Here is a 22,806-nt window from a genome sequence, read left to right as displayed (position 1 = left end):
GACGAGGATAACGTGTCAGGTCTGATACCAACACGCCCGAAGCCTGCTTACATACTTGTCAGTAAGTTTCGGGCTGGTCCTGATGACTCGCGGCCATTCTAGACCGCGTGCCGCATAGCATCAAACCACCGGCCCGCCCGCTGGCGCATAGCTGCCTTTACGCGGGCGGCGGCGGTGCATGGCATGGCCGCTTACTCGGCGGCCACCCCCATCTGGGCGGCGCGCGGCGGCACCGGCAGGCCGGGCTTTGCCTGAGCCCGCTTCGCCCCGCGTTTGATCTCCTTGTCCATCTCCCAGACATAGCGGTTGAAATCGAGCTGCATGGTGTGGCGGGCGGATTTGTAGAAATGGCCCGTATACATGTGGTCGTCCGCTGCGATGGTGCGCTTCATTTCGTCCGCATCAGGCAGCGCATACTGCCCGGTGAGATAGCGGCCGATGAGCTTCATCTGCTGCTCGGCAAAGTTCACGAGCGTCGGCAGCGGCTGCGCCAGCGCCATGAAGAACAGGCTGGGATTGCCGGGGTCGAAGATGCGCTTGTAGAGCGGCACGTGGTTGTCGACGACCTTCACCACATTCTCGTCCATGAAGGGGAAGGACACGTTGTAGCCCGTGGCATAGATCACCACGTCGATCTCTTCGCGGCTGCCGTCGGCAAACTCCACCACGCCGCCGTCAAACCGCTTGATGTTGGGTTTCGGCGTGATGTCACCACAGCCGACGCGGGTGAGGAATTCTCCGGACACGGACGGGTGTGCATCCAGCGGCTCGTGATCCGGCTTCGGCAGGCCATAGTTTTCCGGGTTGCCGATCAGCTTCTTGATCATCCGCCGCCCAAGCGCGCGCTGCACGCTCAGGGGAATCCACGCCGGCATCGCGCCTTTGTCGGCCACCTTGCCGTTGATGTATTTCGGCATCACCCACACACCGCGCCGGGTGGAGACGAACAGCTTCTCGGCAATCGGCCGCTGGGCCAGTTCCGAGGCAATGTCCATGGCGCTGTTGCCCATGCCCACCACCACGATGCGCTTGCCGCGCATGTCATGCGGCTCGAACGGGGTGAGGTAGGAGTGCGAATGCATCTGCACCCCGGTGAAGTCGTTCATGCCCTCGAACTCGGGCCAGCGCGCGTCCCAGTGATGTCCGTTGCATACAAAGACCGCATCGTAATAGCGCGTCTCCGACGACGGTCCGCCCTCCGCCGAGCGGTCGATGGTGACGTGCCACAGGCCGTCCTTGTCCTGCGTCACATGGGTGACGGCGGTGTTGAAGGTGATCTTCTCCCGCAGGCCGAAATGGTCAACATAGTCGTTGAAATACCGGAAGATCTGGCTGTGATGCGGGAAGTCCGGGAAGTCGGAAGGGATCGGAAAATCCTCGAACGACATGCGGAACTTCGACGTGTCGATATGCAGCGACTCGTAGCAGGCCGACAGCCCGTTCTTGTTCTTGTAGGCCCAGGTGCCGCCGACGACATCCGACATCTCGAAACAGTCGAACGGGATGCCACGGTCCTGAAGCGCCTTGGCGGTGGAAAAGCCGGAGGGGCCGGCGCCGATCACGCAGCATTTGGGAAGTGCGGCCATCTTTCTCTCCTGAAATGCGATTGGGGTGAATATGCCGGGGCCTAGCGGCCCTTGAAATTGCCTGCCCGCCGCTCGATGAAGGACTGAACGCCCTCCGCGGCATCTTCCGTGTTCGCCAGTTTCGCCTGCACCTGGTCGAGCACGGCCTTGGCCGCGGCCTCGCCCTCTTCGACATAGAGCATGGCCGAGCGCTTGGTTTCCTGGATCGCCAGCGGCGCCAGCGTGGCGATCCGGTTCGCCAGCTCGATGGCGCGCGCAACCTGCGTGCCGGGCTCCACCACTTCCTGCACGATGCCGATGCGCAGGCCTTCGTCGGCGCTGAATTCCCCGTCGCACAAGAGCAGGTGATACATGCCGTTGCCCCAGCCGCAGCGCTCGATGAAGCGCAGCGTGCCGCCGCCCGTTGCCATCAGCCCGCGGCGCGGCTCAAGCTGCGCAAAGCGGGTGTCCTTCGAGGCGATGACGATGTCCGACGCCAGCATCATCTCGATGCCCGCCGTGTAGCAGATGCCCTGCACGGCGGTGATGACGGGCTTGGAGCATTTGCGCTTCAACGCAAACGGGTCAACGCGCGCCTGCGCCTTTTCCTCGGTGACGCTGTCGCCCTTCTTCATGCCCTCGGCGAACTTGGTGAGTTCGAGCCCGGCGGTGAAGTGCTTGCCGAAGGAATGAAGCACACCGACGCGCAGCTCCGGGTCTTCGTCGAGCTGCGTGAAGGCATCCGCCAGCTCCGAGAACATCTTCGGCGTCAGGCCGTTGTATTTTTCCGGACGATCGATCCCCATCAGCAGCACATGGCCCTGGCGCGTGACGGTGATGCGGCCATCGGGCTCCGCCGATGCGTCCCGGTCCGAAACCGGTACTGTGACCTCACCCATGCTGCATTCTCCCTGACTTTGCCGATTGCTTTTGCCTGAGTCATACAGCCAAAACTGTACCTCGGTCTAGTTTCTATGCGCTTGCTCTCGCCCCCGCTCCCGCGCCATACCATTGCCCATGAGTACCAAGGAACAGGATCAGGCCGAGGCGCTCAGGCATGCCCTGATCGACCATGTGCCCCACGCCCAGGCCATCGGCCTGGAAGTCGTCTATGTGAAAAAGGCGAAAGCCTGCCTCAAGGTGCCTTATGCACCGCATCTGGTGGGCAATCCGGACACCGGCGTCGTCCATGGCGGCGTCATCACCACCATGCTCGACAATGCCTGCGGCGTCGCCGTGCAGATGGCGTTGGACGAGCCGTCCTCCATCGCCACGCTGGACCTGCGGATCGACTATATGGGCCCTGCCACGCCCGGTCGCGACATTCTGGGCGAAGCCCACTGCTACAAGGTGACGAAATCCGTCGCCTTCGTGCGCGGCGTTGCCTTCCATGATGACCGCGACGACCCCATCGGCACCTGCCACGGCGCCTTCATGCTTGCCGCCAACCGGGCGGTGGCGCCCTCATCGCAGATCCGCCGGCACGTGATGAAGGGCGAGCGCCCGAACGCGCCGGATTCAGGTTCCACGGGCGGGGAGGGCTGAGCCATGCGTGACCTCGAAGCCCTGGCCGAAGGCACGGATGTGAACGCCGTCCTCGACAAGCTGCCTTACGTCAAATTCCTCGGCATTTCCTTCGAGCAGCCGTCGGGTGATCTCATCGGCAAGCTCACCTTCAAGCAGGAGCTGATCGGCAACCCGGCGCTGCCGGCGCTGCATGGCGGTGTCATCGGCGGGTTCCTCGAGACGGTGGCCATCGTGCAGGTGGCCCGCGACAGCAAGATCCGCGTGCTGCCCAAGACGATCGACATCACCATTGATTACCTGCGCTCGGGCCGTCCTATGGACACCTATGCCCGCGCCACCATCACCAAGCATGGCAGGCGGGTGGCCAATGTGCAGGTCATCGCCTGGCAGGACGACCCGGAAAAGCCCATCGCCGCCGCCCATGGCCATTTCCTACTCGAGCCTGTCAGCGACGACGACAGCGCCGCCTGAGGCCACCCCCGGAGTATCCCGATGCCGCGTCTCACCTTCTGGTACGATTTTGCCTCCACCTATTCCTATATCGCCGCCCACACCGTCGGCCCGGCGGCGGAGAAGGCAGGCGTCGATGTCGTCTGGCGGCCCTTCCTGCTGGGCGCGGTCTTCGCACCGCAGGGCCTGACCGACAGCCCCTTCAACATGTTCGAGCTCAAGGGCCGATACATGTGGCGCGACATGCAACGCCTGGCGGATGACAACGGCCTGCCCTTCAAGCGGCCGGAGGAATTCCCCCAGCGCAGCATCCTGGCCAACCGCGTGGCTGCTGTGGCCGGTGACCGGGTGGGGGATGTGACCCGCGCCATCTACAGCGCCGAGTTTGGCGAGGGCCGCCCCATAGCCACCGATGAAGATCTGGCCCCGGTGCTAACGGGCCTCGGCCTTGATGCCGCAGCCCTGCTGGCGGATGCCGTATCGCCCGAAGGCAAGCAGGCCCTGCGCAGCAACACCGATGCCGCGCTTGAGGCCGGTGTCTTCGGTGCGCCCACCTTCACCACCGAAGATGGTGAAGTGTTCTGGGGCAGCGACCGGCTGGCGCAGGCGCTGGCCTGGGCCACCTCGCACACGGCCTAGATGTCCGGCGGGTCATCTGCCGGCACGGCCTCTGGCGCAGCGCCGCTTGCACCCATCACCCACGCCCGCGTCTGGGCGGTGGCGGGGCCGATCATCATTTCCAATTCCACCGTCCCCCTCATCGGCATTGCCGATACGGCGGTGATCGGCCATCTGGGCGAGGCGGATTTCATCGCCGCCATCGCGCTCGGCGCCATCATCTTTTCCACGCTCTACTGGATCTTCGGCTTCCTGCGCATGGGTACAACGGCGCTCGCCGCCCAGGCCCGCGGCCGTCAGGACCCGGACGAGATCCGCGCCGCCATCCAGCGCGCCTGCCTCGTCGGCGTGACGGTCGGCGCGGCCATGATCGTTCTGCAGCTGCCGCTCGGCTGGCTCGTCTTCGAGGCGTTCCCCGCCGGTGACCGGGTGGAGGCGCTGGCAGGGGACTATTTCGCGATCCGCATCTGGGGCGCGCCCGCCATGCTGATGAACTTCGCCATCCTCGGCTGGTTCATCGGCTTGCAGCGCGCTGATATCGCGCTTTATCTCCAGCTCTATCTCAACCTCGCCAATCTGGCGCTGGACGTGCTGTTCGTCACGGGCCTTGGCTTTACCGTGGATGGCGTTGCCTTCGGCACCATCATCGCCGAATGGACCGCCATGGTGCTGGGCCTCGTTCTTGTGCTGCGCCACGCACGCGCCACCACCGGCGCACTGTTTGCCTCAGGCGACCGGGTGCGGCTTTTGGATCGGGCCGCGCTTGCCACCATGCTCAGCGTCAACCGCGACATTTTTATCCGCTCCGCCTTCCTGATGGCGGCGTTCGTATGGCTCACCATGCAGGGCGCCGCCCAGAGCGACCTGATCCTCGCCGCCAACGGCGTGCTGCTGCACTTCTTCTATCTGACCGCCCACGCGCTGGACGGGTTCGCTTTTGCCAGTGAGGCTTTTGTGGGGGAGAGCAAGGGCGGCGGCGACAGGCAGCGCCTGCGCCACGCTGTCCGCCTCACATCCGTCTGGGCGGTGGCGGCGGCGCTGCTGTTCGCGCTCGTCTTCTGGCTGCTGGGCGGCTGGTTCATCAGCCTGCTGACCAATGTGGCCGAGGTGCAGGAAACAACCCGGACCTATCTGCCCTGGGCGATCCTGTTTCCGCTCGTCACGGTGGCGAGCTTCCAGCTCGACGGCATCTTTGTCGGCGCCACCCGCACGGGCGACATGCGCAACATGATGGCCCTGTCCTTCGCCGTCTATATCGGTGCCTGGTGGGCGCTCCAGCCCCACGGCAATCACGGCCTGTGGGCAGCGTTCATCCTATTCAACGTGGCGCGCGGCATCACCCTGGCAGCGCGTTACCCGGCCCTTGAACGCTCGGTAGCGGCAAGCCGCTAGAGAATGTCCAGCACGCCCTCCGGCGGGCGGCCGATCTTTGCCTTGCCGCCGCTGACCACGATGGGCCGCTCGATGAGGATCGGGTTGGCCACCATGGCGGCGATGAGCTGGTCGTCGCTCAGGTTCTCATCCGAAAGCTTGTTGTCCTTGTAGGCAGCCTCGCCCGTGCGGATGACGTCGCGCGGGCCAAGCCCGAGGGCTGCAAGCACCTGGCGCAGCTCATCTTCCGTCGGCGGCGTCTTCAGATACTCCACCACTACCGGCGCGTGGCCGTTTTCCTCCAGCAGCGCCAGGGTGGCGCGCGACTTGGAACAACGCGGATTGTGGTAGATGCGGACGCTCATCGCGGCTCTCCTTCTTGGTGTCTTTCTATACCCGGGCCTCAGAGGTCGGCGCCGACCGCATCCCCCACATGCTGGAAACCGTCGCGGCGCAACAGCTCCGCCAGGTCCCGCTTGATCTTGGGAATGAGTGTCGGCCCCTCGAAGCCGAAGGCAGTATAGAGCTGCACCAGCGAGGCACCTGATCGAATCTTCGTGTACGCGTCCTGGCCGGAGGCAACCCCGCCCGCGCCGATCAGCACCAGCCGGCCGCGCGCCGCGGTCGCTGCGATCTTCAGGGCATGGGTCGAGGCCTCAAACAGCGGCGCACCGGAGAGCCCGCCGGCCTCGCCCCGGTTGCGGCTCTGCAGCGTGTCGGGCCGGGCGATGGTGGTGTTGGACACGATCATCCCCTGGAAACCGGCTTCGATGGCAGCGTCCACCGCGTCCACGATGTCGTCCTCGGCAAGGTCCGGGGCGATCTTCAGCACCAGCGGCAGGATCCGCGTCTCGTAGCCGTCCAGCGCGTTCCGCGCCGAACTCACCCGTGCCGCAAGGTCGCGCAGGGCATCCCGCGCCTGCAGGTCGCGCAGGCCCGGTGTGTTGGGGGAAGAAATGTTGACCGTCACATAGGACGCATAGGGCGCCACGCGCGACAGCCCGGTCACATAGTCGGCGACGCGGTCGGCACTGTCCTTGTTGGCCCCGATATTGGCGCCCACGATGCCAGGCTGCCCCTGCCGCGCCGCCAGCCGGGCGCAGAAGGCATCAAGCCCCTGATTGTTGAAACCCAGCCGGTTGATCACGCCCTTGTCTTCCGTCAGGCGGAACATGCGCGGGCGCGGATTGCCTGGCTGCGGGCGCGGCGTCACCGTGCCGGCCTCAGCAAAGCCGAAGCCCAGCGCCAGCAGCGCGTCCGGCGCGCGGGCATCCTTGTCGAAGCCCGCGGCGATGCCGACCGGGTTGGGAAAATCGAGCCCCATGGCATGAATGCGCAGCACCGGGTCGGGGATCTGCGGCTCCATCGGCCCCAGCCCCATGGCCAGCGCGCGCACGGCGATCACATGGGCGGTTTCAGGCGGCAGCAGCCGCAGCAGCTTGGCGGCGAAGAAGGCAGGGCTTGTCATGATGGGGCAGATGTCGCGTCCGGACCGGCCTCGCTGTCCAGCGCCGGGAGCTGCGGCACGCCGTCCTCGCCCAGGGGCAGGGGAATGACCGCGGTTACGGCTGCCAGCGGCAGCGGGCCGTAGAGATGGGGAAACAGGTCACCGCCGCGCGAAGGCTCCCATTTGAGAGCCTCCCCGAGCAGGGCCGCATCCACCGCCACCAGCACCAGCCCGCTCTGCCCGGCAAAGTGCAGCCGCGCGGTCTCCGGTGCCTGTTCGGCAGTGGAAAAATGGATATAGCCATCCACAAGATCGATGCCCGCCCCGGCAAAGGCGCCGGCCGGCCGGGCCTCGTCCCAGACCGATTGCGGACAGATTTTGTAGATCACCGTCATAGGCCGTGACGTGCCATAGGCCGCGCGGCACGGCAACACCCTGTGCGCGTTCATCGCGGCGCATCAGCCATGCCACCCTGACGTGAGACCAAAGGGCGCAGGGGACTGCTTGCCGGTAAAGGAATTTGTTCCTATGGTGGCGTCTAAGTGATTCTCTCCCCGTCTCTTGCAACGCGTCCCTCTACCCATGAATGCCGAACCATCCCTTACCCATCGCCAGATCTGGCAGGCGATCGACATGCTGGCCCTGCGCTCGGGCCTCAGCGCCTCGGGCCTTGCCCGTGCCGCCGGGCTTGACCCCACCACCTTCAACCGGTCAAAGCGCCTGGCAGCCAACGGCAAGCAGCGCTGGCCCTCCACCGAAAGCCTGTCCAAGGCGCTGGAAGCGGCGGGCACCAGCATGGAGGAATTTGTCGGCTTCCTGCGCAGCGGCGGCAACCTGGCCGACCCGGCCCAGGGTGAGTTGGCCAGTGGCCTGGGAAGTGATCTGGCGGGCGTGCTGATGGGCAATGGCGAACCCACCTCCGGCGTGCCCGTCATCGGCCTTGCCCAGGCGGGCAGCGGCGGCTTCTTCGATGATGGCGGCTTTCCCGTCGGCGGCGGCTGGGACCGGGTGGACCTGCCCGGCGGGGCCGCGGGCGCGGCGGGTGACGACAACATGTATGCGCTGGAAATCTCCGGCGACAGCATGGCGCCCGTCTACCGCAAGGGCGACATCATCGTGGTGTCGCCTGCGTCCCCCGTGCGCGTCGGCGACCGGGTGGTGGTGAAGACGACCGAGGGCGAGGTGCTGGCCAAGGAGCTGAAGTCACGCAACACCCGCCGCATCGTGCTCGCGTCCCTCAATCCTTCGTTCGAGGACAGGGTCTTCGCCCCCGCCGACATCGAATGGATCGCCCGCATCGTCTGGGCGCGCCAGTAAGGCTGCCCGGCAGGGGCGCCTCTTCCCGATCAGAAGGTCAGCCGCTCGCGCTCGATCTCGCGGGCCAGCATGGCGTGGCTGCCGGAGCGCAGGGCGCGGAGCAGGCGGTCGGCCTGGCGGGCCATGTGGCGCTCGAAATGGGTGCCGGCGTCCCTGGCGCGGGCGGCCATCAGCATGCGTTCCGCCTGGCGGGCGAAGCTGCGGCTGTCATAGCTGAGCAGGTGCAGGGCCATCTGGTGCAGCACCAGCAGGCTCACCTCCGGATGCGCTTCTGCTGCGCGGAAGGCTTTGAGCCCCTCGTCGAGGCTCGCTCCATAAAGCGTTGCCGCCAGCAGCGGCCCCGCCCCGGTGACGATCTCCACATGCCAGCTGCCCAGAAGCGCCTGCGCCCACGGGTTGTCCGGGGCAACCGCCAGCGCCGTGTCGATCGCTGCCCGTGCCTCCTCCGCCAGCCCGCGCTGATGCGCGGCGAGATTGCCCATCGCCCGGCCCTGATAGCCGAGCGCCAGGGCCAGTTGCAGATTGCCTTCAAGATGCTGCGGGTCGCGGGCAACGGCACGGCGTGCGGCCTCAAGCGCCCGGCCCACGAGACCGGCCCGCTCTCCGCGCGGGGCCAGCCGCGCCTGCGCCAGCAGGGCCCGCGCCGCCAGCGCGTCCATGCCGGCATCGCCATGGGCGTCACCAAGCGCAAGAGCGGCGGCCACAGCCTCCGCATAGGCCCCCTCCGCATAGAGCGCAGCGGGGGAGGGGGCGGCCTGCTCAGCGGGGACAGGTTCAATGGGGGCAGGCTCAGGGGGGGCAGGCTCAGTAGTGGCGGGCTCGGGCACCTCGGCCCGCGCGGCCCCTGCCATCCCGATCCCCGCCACAGGCAGGAGGAGGAAGGCCAGACCGGCAATGATGCGGGTGCGGAGCAAGTTCATGACCCCAACACTCGCCCCGATGGGCCGGGTGCGCAAGCGGAAGCCGGGTCACATAAGTGCCATCAGGCGACGGGCGCGGCTCAGGCCGGAAGTGCCTCAGGCCGGGCGTGCAAGTGCCTCGTCGATCATCGCGCGGGTCTCGGCAATGCCGTAGAGCGCCACGAAGGAGCCGAAGCGCGGCCCCTGGCTCTGGCCCAGCAGCACTTCATAAAGCGCGCTGAACCATGCCCGCAGCGGTTCGAAGCCATGCTCCTTGCCCACCGCGAAGACCTCGTTCTGGATCGTTTCCGCGTCCGCATCCTTATCCAGCTTCGACAGCCGCTCGGACAGATCCCGCATGGCGGCCTCTTCCTGCGCGGTGGCCGGGCGGAAGGTCTTGGCCGGCTTCACGAAGTCATGGAAATAGGTGATGGCGTAGCCCACCATCTCGTCCAGCAGCGGGTGCGTCTCGGGCGAGGCCTCCGGCACATAGCGCGAAATGAAGCCCCACAGCACGTCCTTGTCCTCCGAGTTGGAGGCGCTCACCAGATTGAGCAGGATGTTAAACGAGATCGGCGCGTCCGTAGCGGGCGGATTGCCCTCATGGATATGCCAGACAGGGTTCGTCAGCTGCTTGGCCGGCTCAAGCTTCGGATAGCTCGCCAGATGCGACAGATATTCGTCCACATTCTTGGGGATCACATCGAAATACAGACGCTTCGCCTTGCGCGGGGCGTTGTACATGAAATTGCTCAGGCTCTCGGGCGAGGCATAGCGCAGCCACTCATCAATGGTGAGGCCGTTGCCGCGCGACTTCGAAATCTTCTCGCCGTTCTCGTCGAGGAACAATTCGTAGTTGAAGCCTTCCGGCGGCGTGCCGCCCAATGCCGCGCAGATGCGGCTTGAGAGCTTCACGGAATCGATCAGGTCCTTGCCCGCCATCTCGTAGTCGACGCCAAGCGCGAACCAGCGCAACGCCCAGTCGGCCTTCCACTGGCACTTCACCGCACCGCCCGTGACCGCAACATCCACCGGGTCGCCGGTTTGCGGGTCTTCATAGGTGACGATGCCGTTTGCCACGTCGCGCTTTACCAGCGGCACCTGCAGCACCACGCCGGTGCGCGGGCAGATCGGCAGGAAGGGCGAGTAGGTCGCCCGCCGCTCCGGGCCAAGCGTCGGCAGGATGATGTCCATGACCTTGTCATAGACCTCCAGCATCCGCATCAGCGCCTCGTCGAACCGGCCGGACGTATAATTGTCGGTTGCGCTTTCAAACTCGTAGTCGAAACCGAAGGTGTCGAGGAAGGCGCGCAGGCGGGCATTGTTGGCAGCGCCGAAGCTCGTGTGCTCATTGGAAAACGGGTCCGGCACCTGGGTCAGTGGCTTGCCCAGATGGGCCGTCATCAGCTCCTTGTTGGGCACATTGTCCGGCACCTTGCGGAAGCCGTCCATGTCGTCGGAGAAGCAGACAAGCCTGGTCGGCGCATCGCTGAGCAATGAGAACGCGTGCCGCACCATGGAGGTGCGGGCCACCTCGCCGAAGGTGCCGATATGCGGCAGGCCGGAGGGGCCGTAGCCCGTCTCGAACAGCACGAAGCCCTTGTCGCCGAGACCCTGTTTCTCCACCCGCGCCACCAGTTTCCGGGCTTCTTCGAAAGGCCAGGCTTTGCTGTCGGCAGCCAGTGCCGACAGGGTGGGGTCGAGGGCGGATTGAGCTGTCTCACTCATGGAAAAGGTCCCGGTTTCAGCGGTTTTAGCGTTAAGGGAATTTAAGGCCGCGGACCCTAGGCTTGCCGGACTGTGCCGTCAATTCGCTTCGGCGCATGGCAGCAGCCCCAAAAACCGGGGCACCCCGGGGCATGTAGGCCGCGGGGCGGGGGCAATGAGTAAACGAGAGTAATGCCGGCAATGGCTCTGGGTCATGTCAGGAACTGGGTTGCGCGCAGGTTCGGGGAGAAAAACCCCGACGCCGTTCTGCTGTCCCCCTGGCCGATCCTGCTGTTCGGCGGCAAGGCCCGCTCTCCATCTGGAAAGGCGTCCGGAGTGACCAGCGACGAAGCACGGCTCAACAAGAAAGCCGCCGATGATGTTGTGGACTTCCTCTATGCCCAGTCCGCCAATGGCCGCCTGACCCCGACCTTCTGCTTTCTCATCACCTACATGGTCTTCCTCGAGACCGTGGCCTGGTGGTCGATCATTCCCATTCTCGGTTTCCAGCTCGGCGGCACCGCCATTTGCGAGGTGCTGCGCCGCCAACACGCGCGGCTGGAGCCTGACGCCGACCGCACGCCCTGGGCCTATGGCTATGCGGCGGCCAGCGGTATCTGCGGCATCAGCTGGGGGCTTGCGGGCGTGCTGTGGTTCATCCCCGGCGACCCCATGCAGCAGCTCGTCGTCGCCGTGCTCATCCTCGCAGGCATCACGGGCTCCGTCGTCTCGCGCTCCGGCTATCTGCCGAGCCTTGTGACCTTCCTTGCCGGCATCAACGTGCCGTTCATCCCGGCGCTGCTGTTCATCGGCACGCCTCTGAGCTTCGCCATGGCCTTCATGGGCCTGTTCTACGTGGTGGGCTCCTATGGCTGGGCCTGCGGCCTCAACCGCATGTATCTGCGCGAGGCCCATGCGCGCCTGCGCGGCGACCAGCTGGTGCATGACCTCGAGATCGCCCGCGACGTGGCCGAAGCCCGTGCGGAGGATGCCGAGCGGGCGAAGATCGCAGCGGAAGCCGGCGAGCGCGCCAAATCGCAATTCCTCTCCACCATCAGCCACGAAATCCGCACGCCGCTGAACGGCATCCAAGGCATGGCCGAGCTGCTCGACGGCAGCGACCTCTCCGATGACCAGCGCGAGAATCTCGCCATCATCCGCCAGAGCTCGGACGCCCTGCGGCTGCTGCTCGAAGACGTGCTGGAAATCTCCCGTATCGACGCAGGCGTGCAGAAGCTCGACATCGCCGAATTCGAGCCCGAGGCCATTGCCCGCCAGGTGGTGGACATCATGGAGCCGGAAGCCCGCCGCAAGGGGCTGACCCTCAACGTCACCATCATGCCGGACGTGCCGTCCCATTCCCGCGGCGACGAGAAATGCTGCCGTCAGGCACTGCTCAACATTCTCGGCAACGCGGTGAAGTTCACCGATCAGGGCCATGCCACCGTGCGCCTGTCGCTGGAGCCGGGCCGCGAGGGCGACGAGCTGGAATATCTGCGCTTCGCCGTCCGCGACACCGGCCCCGGCATCGCCGCCGACCAGCTCTCGGGCCTGTTCACCGAATTCGCCCAGGTCGATCAGTCCATGACCCGCCGCCATGGCGGGGGCGGGCTTGGCCTGGCCCTGGTCAAGCGGCTGGCCGACCAGATGCAGGGCAGCGTCGGCGTGCGCTCTACTGAAGGGGAGGGGGCTGAATTCTGGTTCGACGTCCCCGTCGTCATCCCCGCCCACCGCAAACAGGACATGATGATCGAAGCTGTTTCGGCTCCGGCGTTGGACAGGGCCCGCATCGAGGCCCTGGAAACCGTGCTCGGCCCCGACAAGGCGCTTGAGATCGTCGAGGCCTGCCTCGACACCGCCTGGGAGCTTACCGAAACCATCGAGATCGCCCGCCGCGACCGGGATTCGGACGCCATGGCGCGCGCTGCCCACGATCTCAAATCCGCTGCCGGCAATGTGGGCCTCACCGCCCTGTCTGACAGCGCCGCGCGCATTTCAGCCGCCATCCGCGACGGCGATTTTGCCGAGGCCTTCGACGAGGCCGCCCGCCTGCCGGGCGAAACATCCAAGGCGCAGGATGATCTGCTGCGCGCCTATCCGCCGCTGGCTGCCGCAAAAGCCTCGTAAGCCCCGCCCGCATCGCTATGATGCGCGCATCCATGGCTGATGCGTCTGATTCAGATCCCGACATGCCGTCCCCTGACCGGTCTCCCACCGGGCCAGCGACAGGCCCGCTGACGCGCCGCGTCATGCTGCCTGCGATCCCGGCGCTGGTCGCAACACCCACGGGCGCCGTCATCCTCACGCCCGATGGCGAAGTGGTGGAGACCGACAAGGCGGAGGCCGCTGCCCGGCTCAAGCGCGAGCCCCACCTCATCGTTCATACGCGTTTCACCGCCCGCCGCTTCCGCGTGCGTCTGGGCGACATGGCCCAGCCATATGATGCGCTGGAGCTGTTCGGGTTCACTTTCCCCGCGCGCTTCTGCACCCCGACGCCCCAGGGCCTCGCCCGTGCCCTCGGCCTTGAAGACCTGCCTGCCGTGCCGCAGCCGGAAGACCTGGTGATTGCGCTTGCCACTGCTACGCACCGCATGGTGGCCACCCTGGCGGACGCAGCCTATCCGGGCCGCGAGCAGGCAGCCGCCCTCGCCGCCACAATGGATAAGGCCGGTTGGGCCTGGGGCCCGTCCGTCACCGCAGCCCTCGGCGCGCCCGCGCCTTACGCGGAGACCGGCTGGCTCACCGGGCTTGAAAGCTGGAAGAAGCTTGCTGAATGGGAGGAGCCCGCCCCGCGCGGCCGCCCGGGCAACCGCCCCGTGGCCCCGGAGGAAGCCGGCGGCCGCCTGCGCCAGCTCGTCGGCCCCGGCGCCGAAGACCGCCAGGTGCAGCGCGACTATGCCGCCGCGGCCTCCCGCGCCTTCCTGCCGCGCGAGCCGGGCGAACCCCATGTGGTGCTGGCCGAAGCAGGCACCGGCACCGGCAAGACCCTGGGCTATATCGCCCCCGCCAGCCTGTGGGCCGAGCGCAATGATGCGGCCGTCTGGCTGTCCACCTATACCAAGAACCTCCAGCGCCAGCTCGACCAGGAGCTCACGCGTCTTTATCCGGACCCGGAGGAAAAGGCGGAGAAAATCGTGCTGCGCAAGGGGCGCGAGAACTATCTCTGCCTGCTCAATTTCGAGGAGGCCGCAGGCCGCGCCAATGCGGGCGTGGCGCTGGGGGCGGGCGGCGGCAATCCGTCGCTCATCCCGCTCGGCCTCATCGCGAGATGGATCAGCGCCACCCGCGACGGCGACATGCTCGGCGGTGACTTCCCCTCCTGGCTGGTGCCGGGCGCGGCTCGGGCCGGCAATGAAGGCGGCATCGGCCTCACTGACCGCCGCGGTGAATGCGTCTATTCCGCCTGCACCCATTACCGCCGCTGTTTCATCGAGCGCGCCGTGCGCCGGTCCCGCGCCGCCGACATCGTGGTTGCCAACCACGCGCTGGTGCTCACCCAGGCGGCCAACGCCCATATCCCTGATGCATCCGGCGAGCCGCTGCAATCGGAGATGACCGAACGCGTCGTGTTTGACGAGGGGCATCATGTCTTTGATGCCGCCGACAGTGCCTTCGCCGTGGTGCTGTCCGGCCAGGAAACTTCCGAATTGCGGCGCTGGATCAGGGGCGCTGAAAACCGCCGCAGCCGCCGCAGCCGCGGCCTGCGCGAGCGCATCGGCGATCTCGTCGAGGGCGAGGACGAAGGCATGGCCCTGCTGGAGGAGGCGGAAGCCAGGGCCCGCGTGCTCGCAGGCCCCGGCTGGCAGTCGCGGTTGGATGCAGGGGCCCCGACCGGGCCTGCCGAGCAGTTCCTGTCCCTTGTCCGCCTGCAGGTCTTCACCCGCCACCCGGATGACCGCACACCGTTTTCCCTCGAGACGGAAGTCTCCCCGCCCATTGAGGAACTGCCGCGCGCGGCATCAGCCTTTGCCTCCGGTCTTGCGGAGCTGGCCCGCCCCTTGCGTGCGCTTGCGGGGCTTCTGTCCAAGCGGCTGCAGGAGGATGGCGACAGCCTGGATATCCAGACCCGCATCCGCATCGAGGCGGCCCATCGCGGTATCATCCGGCGCACCGGCGGGCTGATCCCCGCCTGGACGGCCATGCTGCAGGGTATCGGCCACGAGCCCGATGAGGGCTTCGTTGAATGGTTCGAGATCGAGCGCAGCGACGGGCGCGAGCGTGACGTGGCCATGCGCCGTCACTGGCTGGACCCCACACGGCCCCTGGCCGACGTGGTACTGGACCGGGCCCAGGGCGTGCTGCTGACCTCCGCCACCCTGCGCGATGAACCGGTGATGGCACCGGCGGGCGACCCGCTTGATCCGTTCCCGGACCATGCCCCGGCCGGCGACGACATGCACCCGGACGACCGCCCGGCGGACCTGCACTGGGCCAGCGCCGAGGTGCGCACCGGTGCCATGCACCTGCCGGTCCCCGCCATCCGCGCCACCTTCCCGTCGCCCTTTGACTATGCGCACCAGGCAAAGGTCATCGCCGTGCACGAAATGGCGCGGGTGCGGCCGGATGTGCTGGCGGGCGCCTACCGCACCCTGTTTGAAGCCTCCGGCGGCGGGGGGCTGGGCATCTTCACCGCCATCGCCCGCCTGCGCGCGGTGCAGGAGCGGCTGGCCCCGGCCATGGCGGCGCGCGGCATCAACCTCTATGCCCAGCATGTGGACGCCATGGATGTGGGCACGCTGGTGGATATCTTCCGCTCCGAGCGCGACAGCTGCCTGCTGGGCACCGACGCCGTGCGGGACGGGGTGGACGTGCCGGGCGACGCCCTGCGCATGCTTGTCTTCGACCGCGTGCCGTGGCCGCGCCCGGACATTCTCCACAAGGCGCGCCGGGCGGCCTTCGGCGGCGGACGCTATGACGACCTGATCGCCCGTCTGCGCCTGCGGCAGGCATTCGGGCGGCTGATCCGCAGCCGCGATGACAGGGGCGTCTTTGTCATCCTCGCGCCCCTGCCGACCAAGCTGCTGGGCGCCCTGCCGCGCGGGGTAACGGTGGAGCGCATGGGGCTGGCTGAGGCTGCTGAGGCCAGCGCTGCCTTCCTCCGCCGCGGATAGTGCGCCAACGGGGCGCCGCCTTGCAGCCCGTCCCGCGATTGCCTAGTGTCCGCGCTCCCGGCATCCATTCCGCAAGGCACACCACCCCATGGATTCGACGATCAACCCGCAGGCAGCCCTCATCTACGTCATGGTCACCATGGCGGCGGTGGACGGCAATATCTCTGAAACCGAACTGAGGAAGATCGGCAACATCACGTCGATGCTCCCGGCCTTTGCGGGCTATGCCAAGGAAAAGCTGATCCCCACGGCCCAGCAATGCGCCGCCATCCTGCAGGAAGATGACGGCCTGCAGACGGTGCTGGGGCTCGCCAAGGAGGCCTTGCCCGGCGACATGAAGGAAACCGCCTACGCGCTCGCCACCGAAGTGGCGGCGGCGGACCTCCAGCTCGGCCAGGAAGAGTTGCGGCTTCTGGAAATCATCCGCGCCAGCCTCGGCATCGACCGCCTGGCGGCTGCCGCCATCGAGCGCGCCACCCGCGCCCGTCACCTCAAGCCGTAAACGCTGCTCGCATCACTTTGCCCGCGTCAGTTGCTGCAGGGCGCTTCGTAGACTTCGCTCAGCAGCGCGTCGCTGTCCGCGCCGGTCAGCAGCGCCTCCGCCGTCACGCGGCCCTTGGGTTCATAGGCGGTGGTCATGCATTTGCCCGCCTCATCGAACACCGACACCGTCCGCTTGCGGAGCACCAGCTCACCGTCATCCCAGGCGAAGCTGTCCGTCCCATGGGTCACCGCATTGCCGCGCCACTCGCTGACCACGAGTTTCTCAGCCGCATCAAATGACGGCGCGCTCACCATGTTGAGCGCGTCCGCCGTCACGTGGCGGCCCTTACGGGGGTCATAGAGGGCATTGTAATAGGCGACATTCGGGCCTGCCGGTAGGAACTCGATCAGCCGGAAATCCTGATAGCCGTCGAAATTGAAATCCCCGAATTCAAAGCCGTTGGCGCGCATGGACAGCGGGGCCCGGCTGTCGAGGTCAAGCGTGGCCATGGCCTTGCCCGTTTCGCTGCGGGCGGTCTCGATGCGGAAGACATGCCATTCATCCGTATCCGCCAGGATATCCCAGTAAAGGCGCACCACCAGGGGCTTGCCCTTGGCGGACAGCTGCGTCCGGCAGATCACCGGCTCGCCCATCTCGGCCTCTTCGGGCGCGCTGCAGGCAAAGCGCTCCTCCGCCCCCACCGGCGCCGCCGCCTGCGCAGGCAGCGACGTGATGGCAAGGCCGAGGGACAGGAAAAAGGCCGGAAAACCGGTGCGGATGGTCGGAAAAACAAAGCATGTCTTGATCATGGGCGGGAGTTTTCCAGCCCCTCGCGAAACCGTCAATTGACTTGGCGCGCGCCGGAGACATTTTTGGGACCATGGAGCAATTTCTCGTCAGCCATGAAGGGACCGTGCGGCTTTTCGCGTTCGCCGGGCTGCTGCTTGCGTTTGTGGCGGCGGAAGCCCTGTGGCCCCGGCGCGACCGCCGGCAGCCGCGCCTGCGCCGCTGGGCCACCAATGGTGCGATCACCCTGCTCAATACTGTGGCCCTGCGCGTGGCTGTGCCGGTGCTGGCGGTGGGGGCGGCGGGCTTTGCCCAGCGTCTGGATGTGGGCCTACTCAACCTGTGGGATCCCGCGCCCTGGCTGGCCTTCGTCATCGCGCTGGTGGTGCTTGATCTTGTGATCTATGCGCAGCATGTGGTCTTCCATCACGTTCCGCTGCTGTGGCGCATCCACCGGGTGCACCATGCCGACCGGGACATTGATGCGTCCACCGCGCTGCGCTTCCACCCGGTGGAAATCATCCTCAGCATGGGGATCAAGATCGCGGTGGTGATGGCGCTCGGCGCCCCGCCCGCGGCGGTCATCGCCTTTGAAATCATCCTCAACGGCATGGCCATGTTCAACCACGCCAACCTCCGCTTGCCCGGCGCGCTGGACGGCCTGCTGCGCCTTGCTGTGGTGACGCCGGACATGCACCGGGTCCATCATTCGGTGCATATGCGCGAAACCAACAGCAATTTCGGCTTCAACCTGTCGCTTTGGGACCGGCTCTTTGGTACCTATAGGGCGGCGCCGGCGGATGGGCATGACCGCATGACCATCGGCCTCGCCGAGTATCAGGATGACCGTCCCTCGCAGTTGGGTTTTGCGCTCTGGCTGCCTTTCACCAAGGGGCGCTAACGCGGAAGACCCGAAATCCCGTGAAACGGCTGCTGCTTCTCCGTCACGCCAAGTCCGACTGGTCGGATGATGATCTCGATGATCACGCCCGCCCGCTCAACGCCCGTGGCCGCGCGGCGGCAACCCGCATGGGCCAGTATCTGCGGGATAACGGCCTCAGGCCGGACCTCGTGATCTGCTCCACCGCGACCCGCACCCGCGAGACCCTGGACCGCATTCTCGAGGTGCTGCCGGTGGATGCCGAGATCATCCACGACCGGGGCATGTATCTCGCCATGCCGGACCGGATGCTGGAACTGGCGCTGGACCATGCGGCGGCGGTCGATTTCGACCCGTCCGTGATTCTCGTCATCGCCCACAACCCCGGTACGCACAGCCTGGCGCTGGAGCTGGCTGCCGAGGGCGACCCTGAGACCCTCCGCACCCTGAACATGAAATACCCGACCGGCAGCCTGACGGTGATCGAGAGCGACAGCGACAGCTGGCCCGACATCATGAAGGGCGGCCGCCTCGCGGGCTTCATCATGCCCCGCGCTCTGCCGCCCGTCGGCGGCTAGCTGTCTTCCCCCGGGGCGAGGGGGAAGGGCAGGTAGCGGTCGGTGATTTCGTCGATCCGGCCTGCGGCCCTGAGCCGGCTGAGGGCTGCGTCAAGCGACGCGGCCAGCGCCTCGTTCTCCGCCGCTACCACGAACCCCACCCCGCGCCCCAGCGCCATGTCATCAAAATGCGGGCCGCCGGTCATGCGGCAGCAGCTGCCGGACGCATCATTGAGCCAGCGGTCAAGCCGCACCGCGTCATCGACAATCAGCGTGACCTCGCCGGTGATGAGCCCGGCATAAAGCGCCCGTGCGCTTGGATAAGGGCGCATCTGCATATCCGGCCGGTGCGCCGCAAGCCAGGCGGCCGGCCGCGTGTCCGCGACAACGCCGACCGGCGGGGCAGCGGTGCCGGCGGCGGGGACATTGCTGTCCTTCCGGGCGGCGAAGGCTATGGCGTGGGACAGATAGGGCTGCGTGTAACGGACGGGGCCTGAGACCGTGTCTCCCTCCGGCAGGCGGATCGAGGCTGCCACCGCCTCATGCTCCCCGCGCGCCAGGCCGGGCAGCAGGGCGTCCCAGGCCACGGCCCTGATCTCGCACCGCACCAGAAGATCAGCGCAGACCGCATGGATGATGTCGATCTCGATGCCGCGCAGGGCACCGGTCGCGTCAACGAAGTTAAATGGCGGATACGCGCCCTCGGTGGCGAAGCCCAGCACGTGACCAGTATCGGCCCCGTCCGGAATGATGATGTCCGTCTGCGTGCCTTCAACGGGCAGCGGCACGCCATCCGCCAGCATGCGCCCATAGGGCACATCCATCAGCGCCAGCCCATCGATCCGGGCACTGACGAGACCGCCGGCCCAGAAGGCCAGAAGCAGCAGCACGGCCGAGCGGCGGCGATGCGGCCAGGTGGTGATCCACCTCACCGGCGCACTTCGCCACAGCCTGCCAAGCCTTGCCCGCATGATCCCCGATGCCGCCCCCAAGCGTGTTCCGTCTGCCACCCGGCTGCGCGTTGGCCGGGCAAGGCAGCATGACGCGCCTTTATGACGGTTTGCTGCCGCCGAACAGGATGTCGAACAGGCGCACGGCGATCCAGATCGGCACCACGATGATCGCGCCCATCACGAGATACTTGCCCGCCCAGACGAACCAATCCAGCGCATAGCCCCACACTTCGCCGATGGTGGAGAAAGCGTCTTCCCACACCATCAGCGGGTCCATGCCCGTGATGGCGAGCAGAAGTCCCACGCACACGCTGGCGATGGCGATTTTCAGAATGACGGCCGGCGGTGATCCGCCGAAGAGATTGTTCATGACCTGTCTGCCCTCGTGTCGGGGCACCCGCGCAATGGTGATTGGCGCACCATAGGCCACAAAAACCTGGCGCGAAATGTGGCGGGCGCGATTGGCTGCGCGCCTGCGTCAGCCGGGCAACAGCGCTTCCAGCGTCTCCAGCCGGTCCGCTTCCGCCGGCGGCTTGTCCCAGCGCAGGCGGGAGACGCGCGGAAACCGCATGGCAACGCCGGATTTATGCCGCGTGGAGGCGTTGAGCCCCTCAAACGCCACTTCCAGCACAAGGCCTTGCTCGGCCGTATGCGTCACCTCCCGTACCGGCCCGAAGCGGTTGGTGGTGTTGTTCCGCACGAACTTGTCGATCTGCTTCAGCTCCTCATCGGTGAAGCCGAAATAGGCCTTGCCGACGGGCACAAGATCATCGCCCCGCCAGACGCCGAACGTGTAGTCCGAATAAAATGACGACCGCTTGCCGTGCCCGCGCTGGGCATACATCAGCACCGCGTCGATGATGTGCGGGTCGCGTTTCCACTTCCACCACGGCCCCTTCGGGCGCCCGGCTTCATAGGTGCTGTCATGGCGCTTGAGCATCAGCCCCTCGACGCCGGTCGCCTGATTGGTCTCCCGCGCAGTGGCAAGCTCGTCCCAGGTCGAGAACGGCACCATTTCCGACAAGTCGATGCGCGCGGGTTTGGTGGCGGTATGCCAGGCTTCGAGTCGCGCCCGGCGGTCATCGAAGGGCAGGGTGCGCAAATCTTCCCCGTCCAGCACCAGCGCGTCATAGGCGCGGATGAAGGCAGGGCTGTCCGCCAGCATCTTCTTCGACACAGTCTTCCGGTTGAGCCGCTTCTGAAGGACGCTGAAGGGCCGCGGCACGCCGTCTGCCCCCACCAGCAATTCGCCATCAAGCGCGGCGTCGAAATCAAGGGCCTCGATCACATCCGGGAAGGCATGGGAAATGTCGTCGCCGGTGCGGCTGTAAAGCCGCCGCGTGCCGCCCTCGCTGACGGCCTGCACGCGGATGCCGTCCCATTTCCACTCGGCACGGAAATCACCGGGGGCGAGCCTGTCGAAGTCCTTGTCCTCAATCGGGTGCGCCAGCATGACCGGGCGGAACGGGGCAAGCGCTGCGTGTTCGGGCTTTGCCGCTGTGCCCTCGGCCCAGGCAAAAAGCTCCGTATAGGGCATATCGAGCCCGTGCCACAGTTCCTCCACCTCGGCCACCGGCAGGTCACCGAACTGGGCAACGGCGGTCTTCGCCAGCCGCGCCGACACGCCCACGCGCAGGCCGCCGGTCACAAGCTTGATGAGCGCCCAGCGGCCATTGGCATCCAGCGCGTCGAGCCAGCTTTCGATCAGCCGCGGCGTCTCGCTCTTGGCCGCCCCGCGCAGGGTCTCCACCACGTCCGACAGGCCTGGCACCCGGTTGGCACCGGGCTTGGCAGGCCAGATCAGCGCGGTGGTCTCAGCGAGGTCGCCCACATAATCGTAGGACAGCGCAAACAAAGTCGCGTCCACGCGCTGGGTCACCAGTTCGCGGATCAGCGCCGGCTTGGCATGGCGGAAATCAAGCCCGCCCGTCAGCGCCGCCAGCGCATAGCCGCGCTCGGGGTCCGGCACCTCGGCGAAATAGGCGGCCATCAGGGCAAGCTTGCCGTTGCGGCGCGGCTCATAGGAGAGCGCGTCGAGAAACTGCGCGAAGCGGTTCACGAGGTCGCCTCCGCGACAGCATCAGTATCCGCGTCACCATCCTCATCGTCATAGCCGACAAGGCTCAGCGGTTTGGCCTTGATCCCCATCTGGGTCGCCGCATGCACCAGGGCGTCCTCACGCCCATGGGTCACCCACAGATGCTCGGGCGCCAATTCCTCGATGGTGGCGATCAGCTCGTCCCAGTCTGCGTGGTCCGAGATGATCAGCGGCAGTTCGACCTGCGATTGCCGGGCGCGCGCCCGCACCCGCATCCAGCCGGACGCAAACGCCGTCACCGGGTCCGCAAAGCGCCGCGACCACCGGTCCCGCGTGGCGGAGGGTGGGGCCACCACGATCTGCCCGGCCAGTTCCTCCCTGGAGCGCTTGGCGACCGGCAGCAACTCACCGAGATCAACGCCGAAATCCTGATACAGCGCGCACAGCTTTTCCATCGCCCCATGCAGATAGATGGGCCGGTCATAGCCCTGCTCGCGCAGATGCTTGATGACCCGCTGCGCCTTGCCCAGCGCATAGGCGCCGACAAGATGTGTGCGGTCAGGAAAATTGCCGAGCGAGGTCAGAAGCTTGCCCACTTCCTGCGCCGTCGGCGGATGGCGGAAGACGGGCAGGGCGAAGGTGGCCTCGGTGACGAAGACATCGCACGGCACCGGCTCGAACAGGGCGCAGGTGGGGTCGGGCCGCCGCTTGTAGTCGCCGGAGACGACAATGCGCGTGCCCCTGTGGGTGATGACCGCCTGCGCTGAGCCCAGCACATGGCCGGCGGGCACGAGACACACATCGACGCCGTTGATCGTCACCCCCTCGCCATAGCCGAGCGCCTGGCGCTGACCGGTGAAGTCCTCGCCATAGCGCACCGCCATGATGGCGAGCGTTTCAGGCGTTGCCAGCACCGCCCCGTGGCCCGCGCGGGCGTGATCCGCATGCCCATGGGTGATCACCGCCTTGTCCACCGGACGGACGGGATCCACATAGAAATCGCCCGGGGGGCAATAAAGCCCCTGGGGCGTCGGGTGCAGAAGTTCGTCCGGGGGCATGGCCATGGGCCTGAATCTAGGTGAACATAGCAAGAACC

At 66.6% G+C, this 22,806-nt stretch carries 22 protein-coding genes; 10 read left to right on the top strand and 12 right to left on the bottom strand.

Features of this window, described 5'->3' with window-relative positions:
• Positions 1–191: 191 nt before the first annotated feature.
• A complete protein-coding gene (locus HG718_RS11425; RefSeq protein WP_160586853.1) occupies positions 192–1,586 on the bottom strand; it encodes a flavin-containing monooxygenase in 1,395 nt (464 codons plus the stop codon).
• A gap of 41 nt (positions 1,587–1,627) precedes the next feature.
• Positions 1,628–2,464 (bottom strand): crotonase/enoyl-CoA hydratase family protein, encoded by an 837-nt coding sequence (locus HG718_RS11420; protein ID WP_160586852.1) that lies wholly within the window; start codon positions 2,462–2,464, stop codon positions 1,628–1,630.
• 118 nt (positions 2,465–2,582) lie between these two features.
• On the opposite strand from HG718_RS11420, the gene HG718_RS11415 reads away from it, so the two are divergent.
• The 4 genes from HG718_RS11415 to HG718_RS11400 are packed head-to-tail and all read left to right on the top strand — an operon-like array spanning position 2,583 to position 5,552.
• Positions 2,583–3,110, top strand: coding sequence for a PaaI family thioesterase (locus HG718_RS11415; protein ID WP_160586851.1), 528 nt, complete (start codon positions 2,583–2,585; stop codon positions 3,108–3,110).
• Positions 3,111–3,113: 3 nt separating this feature from the next.
• Positions 3,114–3,563 (top strand): PaaI family thioesterase, encoded by a 450-nt coding sequence (locus tag HG718_RS11410; RefSeq protein ID WP_036265105.1) that lies wholly within the window; start codon positions 3,114–3,116, stop codon positions 3,561–3,563.
• 21 nt (positions 3,564–3,584) lie between these two features.
• Positions 3,585–4,181, top strand: coding sequence for a 2-hydroxychromene-2-carboxylate isomerase (locus tag HG718_RS11405; protein WP_160586850.1), 597 nt, complete (start codon positions 3,585–3,587; stop codon positions 4,179–4,181).
• Positions 4,182–5,552, top strand: coding sequence for an MATE family efflux transporter (locus HG718_RS11400; RefSeq protein ID WP_160586849.1), 1,371 nt, complete (start codon positions 4,182–4,184; stop codon positions 5,550–5,552).
• Here the strand turns inward: HG718_RS11400 and arsC are convergent.
• The 3 genes from arsC to HG718_RS11385 are packed head-to-tail and all read right to left on the bottom strand — an operon-like array spanning position 5,549 to position 7,373.
• Positions 5,549–5,896 carry an arsenate reductase (glutaredoxin) gene (arsC, locus tag HG718_RS11395; protein ID WP_160586848.1) on the bottom strand — a complete coding sequence of 116 codons (348 nt, stop codon included), beginning with the start codon at positions 5,894–5,896 and terminating at the stop codon, positions 5,549–5,551. The genes HG718_RS11400 and arsC overlap by 4 nt on opposite strands.
• A 38-nt stretch (positions 5,897–5,934) precedes the next feature.
• Positions 5,935–6,999 (bottom strand): quinone-dependent dihydroorotate dehydrogenase, encoded by a 1,065-nt coding sequence (locus HG718_RS11390; protein ID WP_160586847.1) that lies wholly within the window; start codon positions 6,997–6,999, stop codon positions 5,935–5,937.
• On the bottom strand, positions 6,996–7,373 hold the full coding sequence (locus tag HG718_RS11385) for a DUF952 domain-containing protein (RefSeq protein ID WP_027842578.1): 378 nt from the start codon (positions 7,371–7,373) through the stop codon (positions 6,996–6,998). Before HG718_RS11385 ends, HG718_RS11390 begins: the two co-directional genes overlap by 4 nt.
• Positions 7,374–7,560: 187 nt before the next feature.
• On the opposite strand from HG718_RS11385, the gene HG718_RS11380 reads away from it, so the two are divergent.
• Entirely contained in the window at positions 7,561–8,295 is a 735-nt protein-coding gene (locus HG718_RS11380) for a S24 family peptidase (RefSeq protein ID WP_160586846.1), read from the top strand.
• 29 nt (positions 8,296–8,324) lie between these two features.
• Here the strand turns inward: HG718_RS11380 and HG718_RS11375 are convergent, their stop codons facing one another.
• Positions 8,325–9,215 carry a tetratricopeptide repeat protein gene (locus HG718_RS11375; RefSeq protein WP_160586845.1) on the bottom strand — a complete coding sequence of 297 codons (891 nt, stop codon included), beginning with the start codon at positions 9,213–9,215 and terminating at the stop codon, positions 8,325–8,327.
• 96 nt (positions 9,216–9,311) lie between these two features.
• Positions 9,312–10,922: a lysine--tRNA ligase gene (locus HG718_RS11370; RefSeq protein ID WP_160586844.1), complete on the bottom strand. Its 1,611-nt coding sequence runs from the start codon at positions 10,920–10,922 to the stop codon at positions 9,312–9,314.
• 315 nt (positions 10,923–11,237) lie between these two features.
• Here HG718_RS11370 and HG718_RS11365 point away from each other — a divergent pair, with 315 nt between their 5' ends.
• From HG718_RS11365 to HG718_RS11355, 3 genes are all read left to right on the top strand, one after another.
• Positions 11,238–13,028: a sensor histidine kinase gene (locus HG718_RS11365; RefSeq protein ID WP_160586843.1), complete on the top strand. Its 1,791-nt coding sequence runs from the start codon at positions 11,238–11,240 to the stop codon at positions 13,026–13,028.
• Positions 13,029–13,060: 32 nt separating this feature from the next.
• Positions 13,061–16,012: an ATP-dependent DNA helicase gene (locus tag HG718_RS11360; RefSeq protein WP_205345626.1), complete on the top strand. Its 2,952-nt coding sequence runs from the start codon at positions 13,061–13,063 to the stop codon at positions 16,010–16,012.
• 88 nt (positions 16,013–16,100) lie between these two features.
• Positions 16,101–16,514 (top strand): tellurite resistance TerB family protein, encoded by a 414-nt coding sequence (locus HG718_RS11355; protein ID WP_027842090.1) that lies wholly within the window; start codon positions 16,101–16,103, stop codon positions 16,512–16,514.
• A gap of 26 nt (positions 16,515–16,540) precedes the next feature.
• Here the strand turns inward: HG718_RS11355 and HG718_RS11350 are convergent, their stop codons facing one another.
• Positions 16,541–17,305 (bottom strand): XAC2610-related protein, encoded by a 765-nt coding sequence (locus HG718_RS11350; RefSeq protein ID WP_160586842.1) that lies wholly within the window; start codon positions 17,303–17,305, stop codon positions 16,541–16,543.
• Positions 17,306–17,376: 71 nt separating this feature from the next.
• On the opposite strand from HG718_RS11350, the gene HG718_RS11345 reads away from it, so the two are divergent.
• Both HG718_RS11345 and HG718_RS11340 read left to right on the top strand, forming a co-directional pair.
• Positions 17,377–18,183 (top strand): sterol desaturase family protein, encoded by an 807-nt coding sequence (locus HG718_RS11345; RefSeq protein WP_160586841.1) that lies wholly within the window; start codon positions 17,377–17,379, stop codon positions 18,181–18,183.
• A 20-nt stretch (positions 18,184–18,203) separates the two neighbouring features.
• Positions 18,204–18,740, top strand: a complete 537-nt coding sequence (locus HG718_RS11340; protein ID WP_160586840.1) for a SixA phosphatase family protein — start codon at positions 18,204–18,206, stop codon at positions 18,738–18,740.
• On the opposite strand, the gene HG718_RS11335 is transcribed toward HG718_RS11340, so the two are convergent.
• The 4 genes from HG718_RS11335 to HG718_RS11320 all read right to left on the bottom strand — a co-directional run bounded on the left by HG718_RS11335 (position 18,737) and on the right by HG718_RS11320 (position 22,774).
• Entirely contained in the window at positions 18,737–19,651 is a 915-nt protein-coding gene (locus tag HG718_RS11335; protein ID WP_160586839.1) for a transporter substrate-binding domain-containing protein, read from the bottom strand. The two genes, HG718_RS11340 and HG718_RS11335, sit on opposite strands and share 4 nt — an antisense overlap.
• Positions 19,652–19,769: 118 nt before the next feature.
• Positions 19,770–20,042 carry a DUF6460 domain-containing protein gene (locus tag HG718_RS11330; RefSeq protein ID WP_036264963.1) on the bottom strand — a complete coding sequence of 91 codons (273 nt, stop codon included), beginning with the start codon at positions 20,040–20,042 and terminating at the stop codon, positions 19,770–19,772.
• A gap of 108 nt (positions 20,043–20,150) precedes the next feature.
• Entirely contained in the window at positions 20,151–21,731 is a 1,581-nt protein-coding gene (locus tag HG718_RS11325; protein WP_160586838.1) for a cisplatin damage response ATP-dependent DNA ligase, read from the bottom strand.
• Positions 21,728–22,774, bottom strand: a complete 1,047-nt coding sequence (locus HG718_RS11320; RefSeq protein WP_244617609.1) for a ligase-associated DNA damage response exonuclease — start codon at positions 22,772–22,774, stop codon at positions 21,728–21,730. Before HG718_RS11320 ends, HG718_RS11325 begins: the two co-directional genes overlap by 4 nt.
• Between the last annotated feature and the right edge of the window lie 32 nt (positions 22,775–22,806).

This window comes from Pyruvatibacter mobilis (genome assembly GCF_012848855.1).
Lineage (GTDB): Bacteria > Pseudomonadota > Alphaproteobacteria > CGMCC-115125 > CGMCC-115125 > Pyruvatibacter > Pyruvatibacter mobilis.
The sequence above is the reverse complement of the archived record's forward strand: the minus strand, read 5'-3'. Positions and strand labels throughout refer to the sequence as shown.

What these genes read in the sequence shown, in the direction of transcription:
- HG718_RS11350 (WP_160586842.1), bottom strand. Translation starts at nt 17,305, where the DNA reads ATGATCAAGACATGCTTTGTTTTTCCGACCATCCGCACCGGTTTTCCG.
- arsC (WP_160586848.1), bottom strand. Translation starts at nt 5,896, where the DNA reads ATGAGCGTCCGCATCTACCACAATCCGCGTTGTTCCAAGTCGCGCGCC.
- HG718_RS11375 (WP_160586845.1), bottom strand. Translation starts at nt 9,215, where the DNA reads ATGAACTTGCTCCGCACCCGCATCATTGCCGGTCTGGCCTTCCTCCTC.
- HG718_RS11355 (WP_027842090.1), top strand. Translation starts at nt 16,101, where the DNA reads ATGGATTCGACGATCAACCCGCAGGCAGCCCTCATCTACGTCATGGTC.
- HG718_RS11385 (WP_027842578.1), bottom strand. Translation starts at nt 7,373, where the DNA reads ATGACGGTGATCTACAAAATCTGTCCGCAATCGGTCTGGGACGAGGCC.
- HG718_RS11320 (WP_244617609.1), bottom strand. Translation starts at nt 22,774, where the DNA reads ATGGCCATGCCCCCGGACGAACTTCTGCACCCGACGCCCCAGGGGCTT.
- HG718_RS11390 (WP_160586847.1), bottom strand. Translation starts at nt 6,999, where the DNA reads ATGACAAGCCCTGCCTTCTTCGCCGCCAAGCTGCTGCGGCTGCTGCCG.
- HG718_RS11330 (WP_036264963.1), bottom strand. Translation starts at nt 20,042, where the DNA reads ATGAACAATCTCTTCGGCGGATCACCGCCGGCCGTCATTCTGAAAATC.
- HG718_RS11420 (WP_160586852.1), bottom strand. Translation starts at nt 2,464, where the DNA reads ATGGGTGAGGTCACAGTACCGGTTTCGGACCGGGACGCATCGGCGGAG.
- HG718_RS11410 (WP_036265105.1), top strand. Translation starts at nt 3,114, where the DNA reads ATGCGTGACCTCGAAGCCCTGGCCGAAGGCACGGATGTGAACGCCGTC.
- HG718_RS11370 (WP_160586844.1), bottom strand. Translation starts at nt 10,922, where the DNA reads ATGAGTGAGACAGCTCAATCCGCCCTCGACCCCACCCTGTCGGCACTG.
- HG718_RS11360 (WP_205345626.1), top strand. Translation starts at nt 13,061, where the DNA reads ATGGCTGATGCGTCTGATTCAGATCCCGACATGCCGTCCCCTGACCGG.
- HG718_RS11380 (WP_160586846.1), top strand. Translation starts at nt 7,561, where the DNA reads ATGAATGCCGAACCATCCCTTACCCATCGCCAGATCTGGCAGGCGATC.
- HG718_RS11345 (WP_160586841.1), top strand. Translation starts at nt 17,377, where the DNA reads ATGGAGCAATTTCTCGTCAGCCATGAAGGGACCGTGCGGCTTTTCGCG.
- HG718_RS11425 (WP_160586853.1), bottom strand. Translation starts at nt 1,586, where the DNA reads ATGGCCGCACTTCCCAAATGCTGCGTGATCGGCGCCGGCCCCTCCGGC.
- HG718_RS11415 (WP_160586851.1), top strand. Translation starts at nt 2,583, where the DNA reads ATGAGTACCAAGGAACAGGATCAGGCCGAGGCGCTCAGGCATGCCCTG.
- HG718_RS11405 (WP_160586850.1), top strand. Translation starts at nt 3,585, where the DNA reads ATGCCGCGTCTCACCTTCTGGTACGATTTTGCCTCCACCTATTCCTAT.
- HG718_RS11400 (WP_160586849.1), top strand. Translation starts at nt 4,182, where the DNA reads ATGTCCGGCGGGTCATCTGCCGGCACGGCCTCTGGCGCAGCGCCGCTT.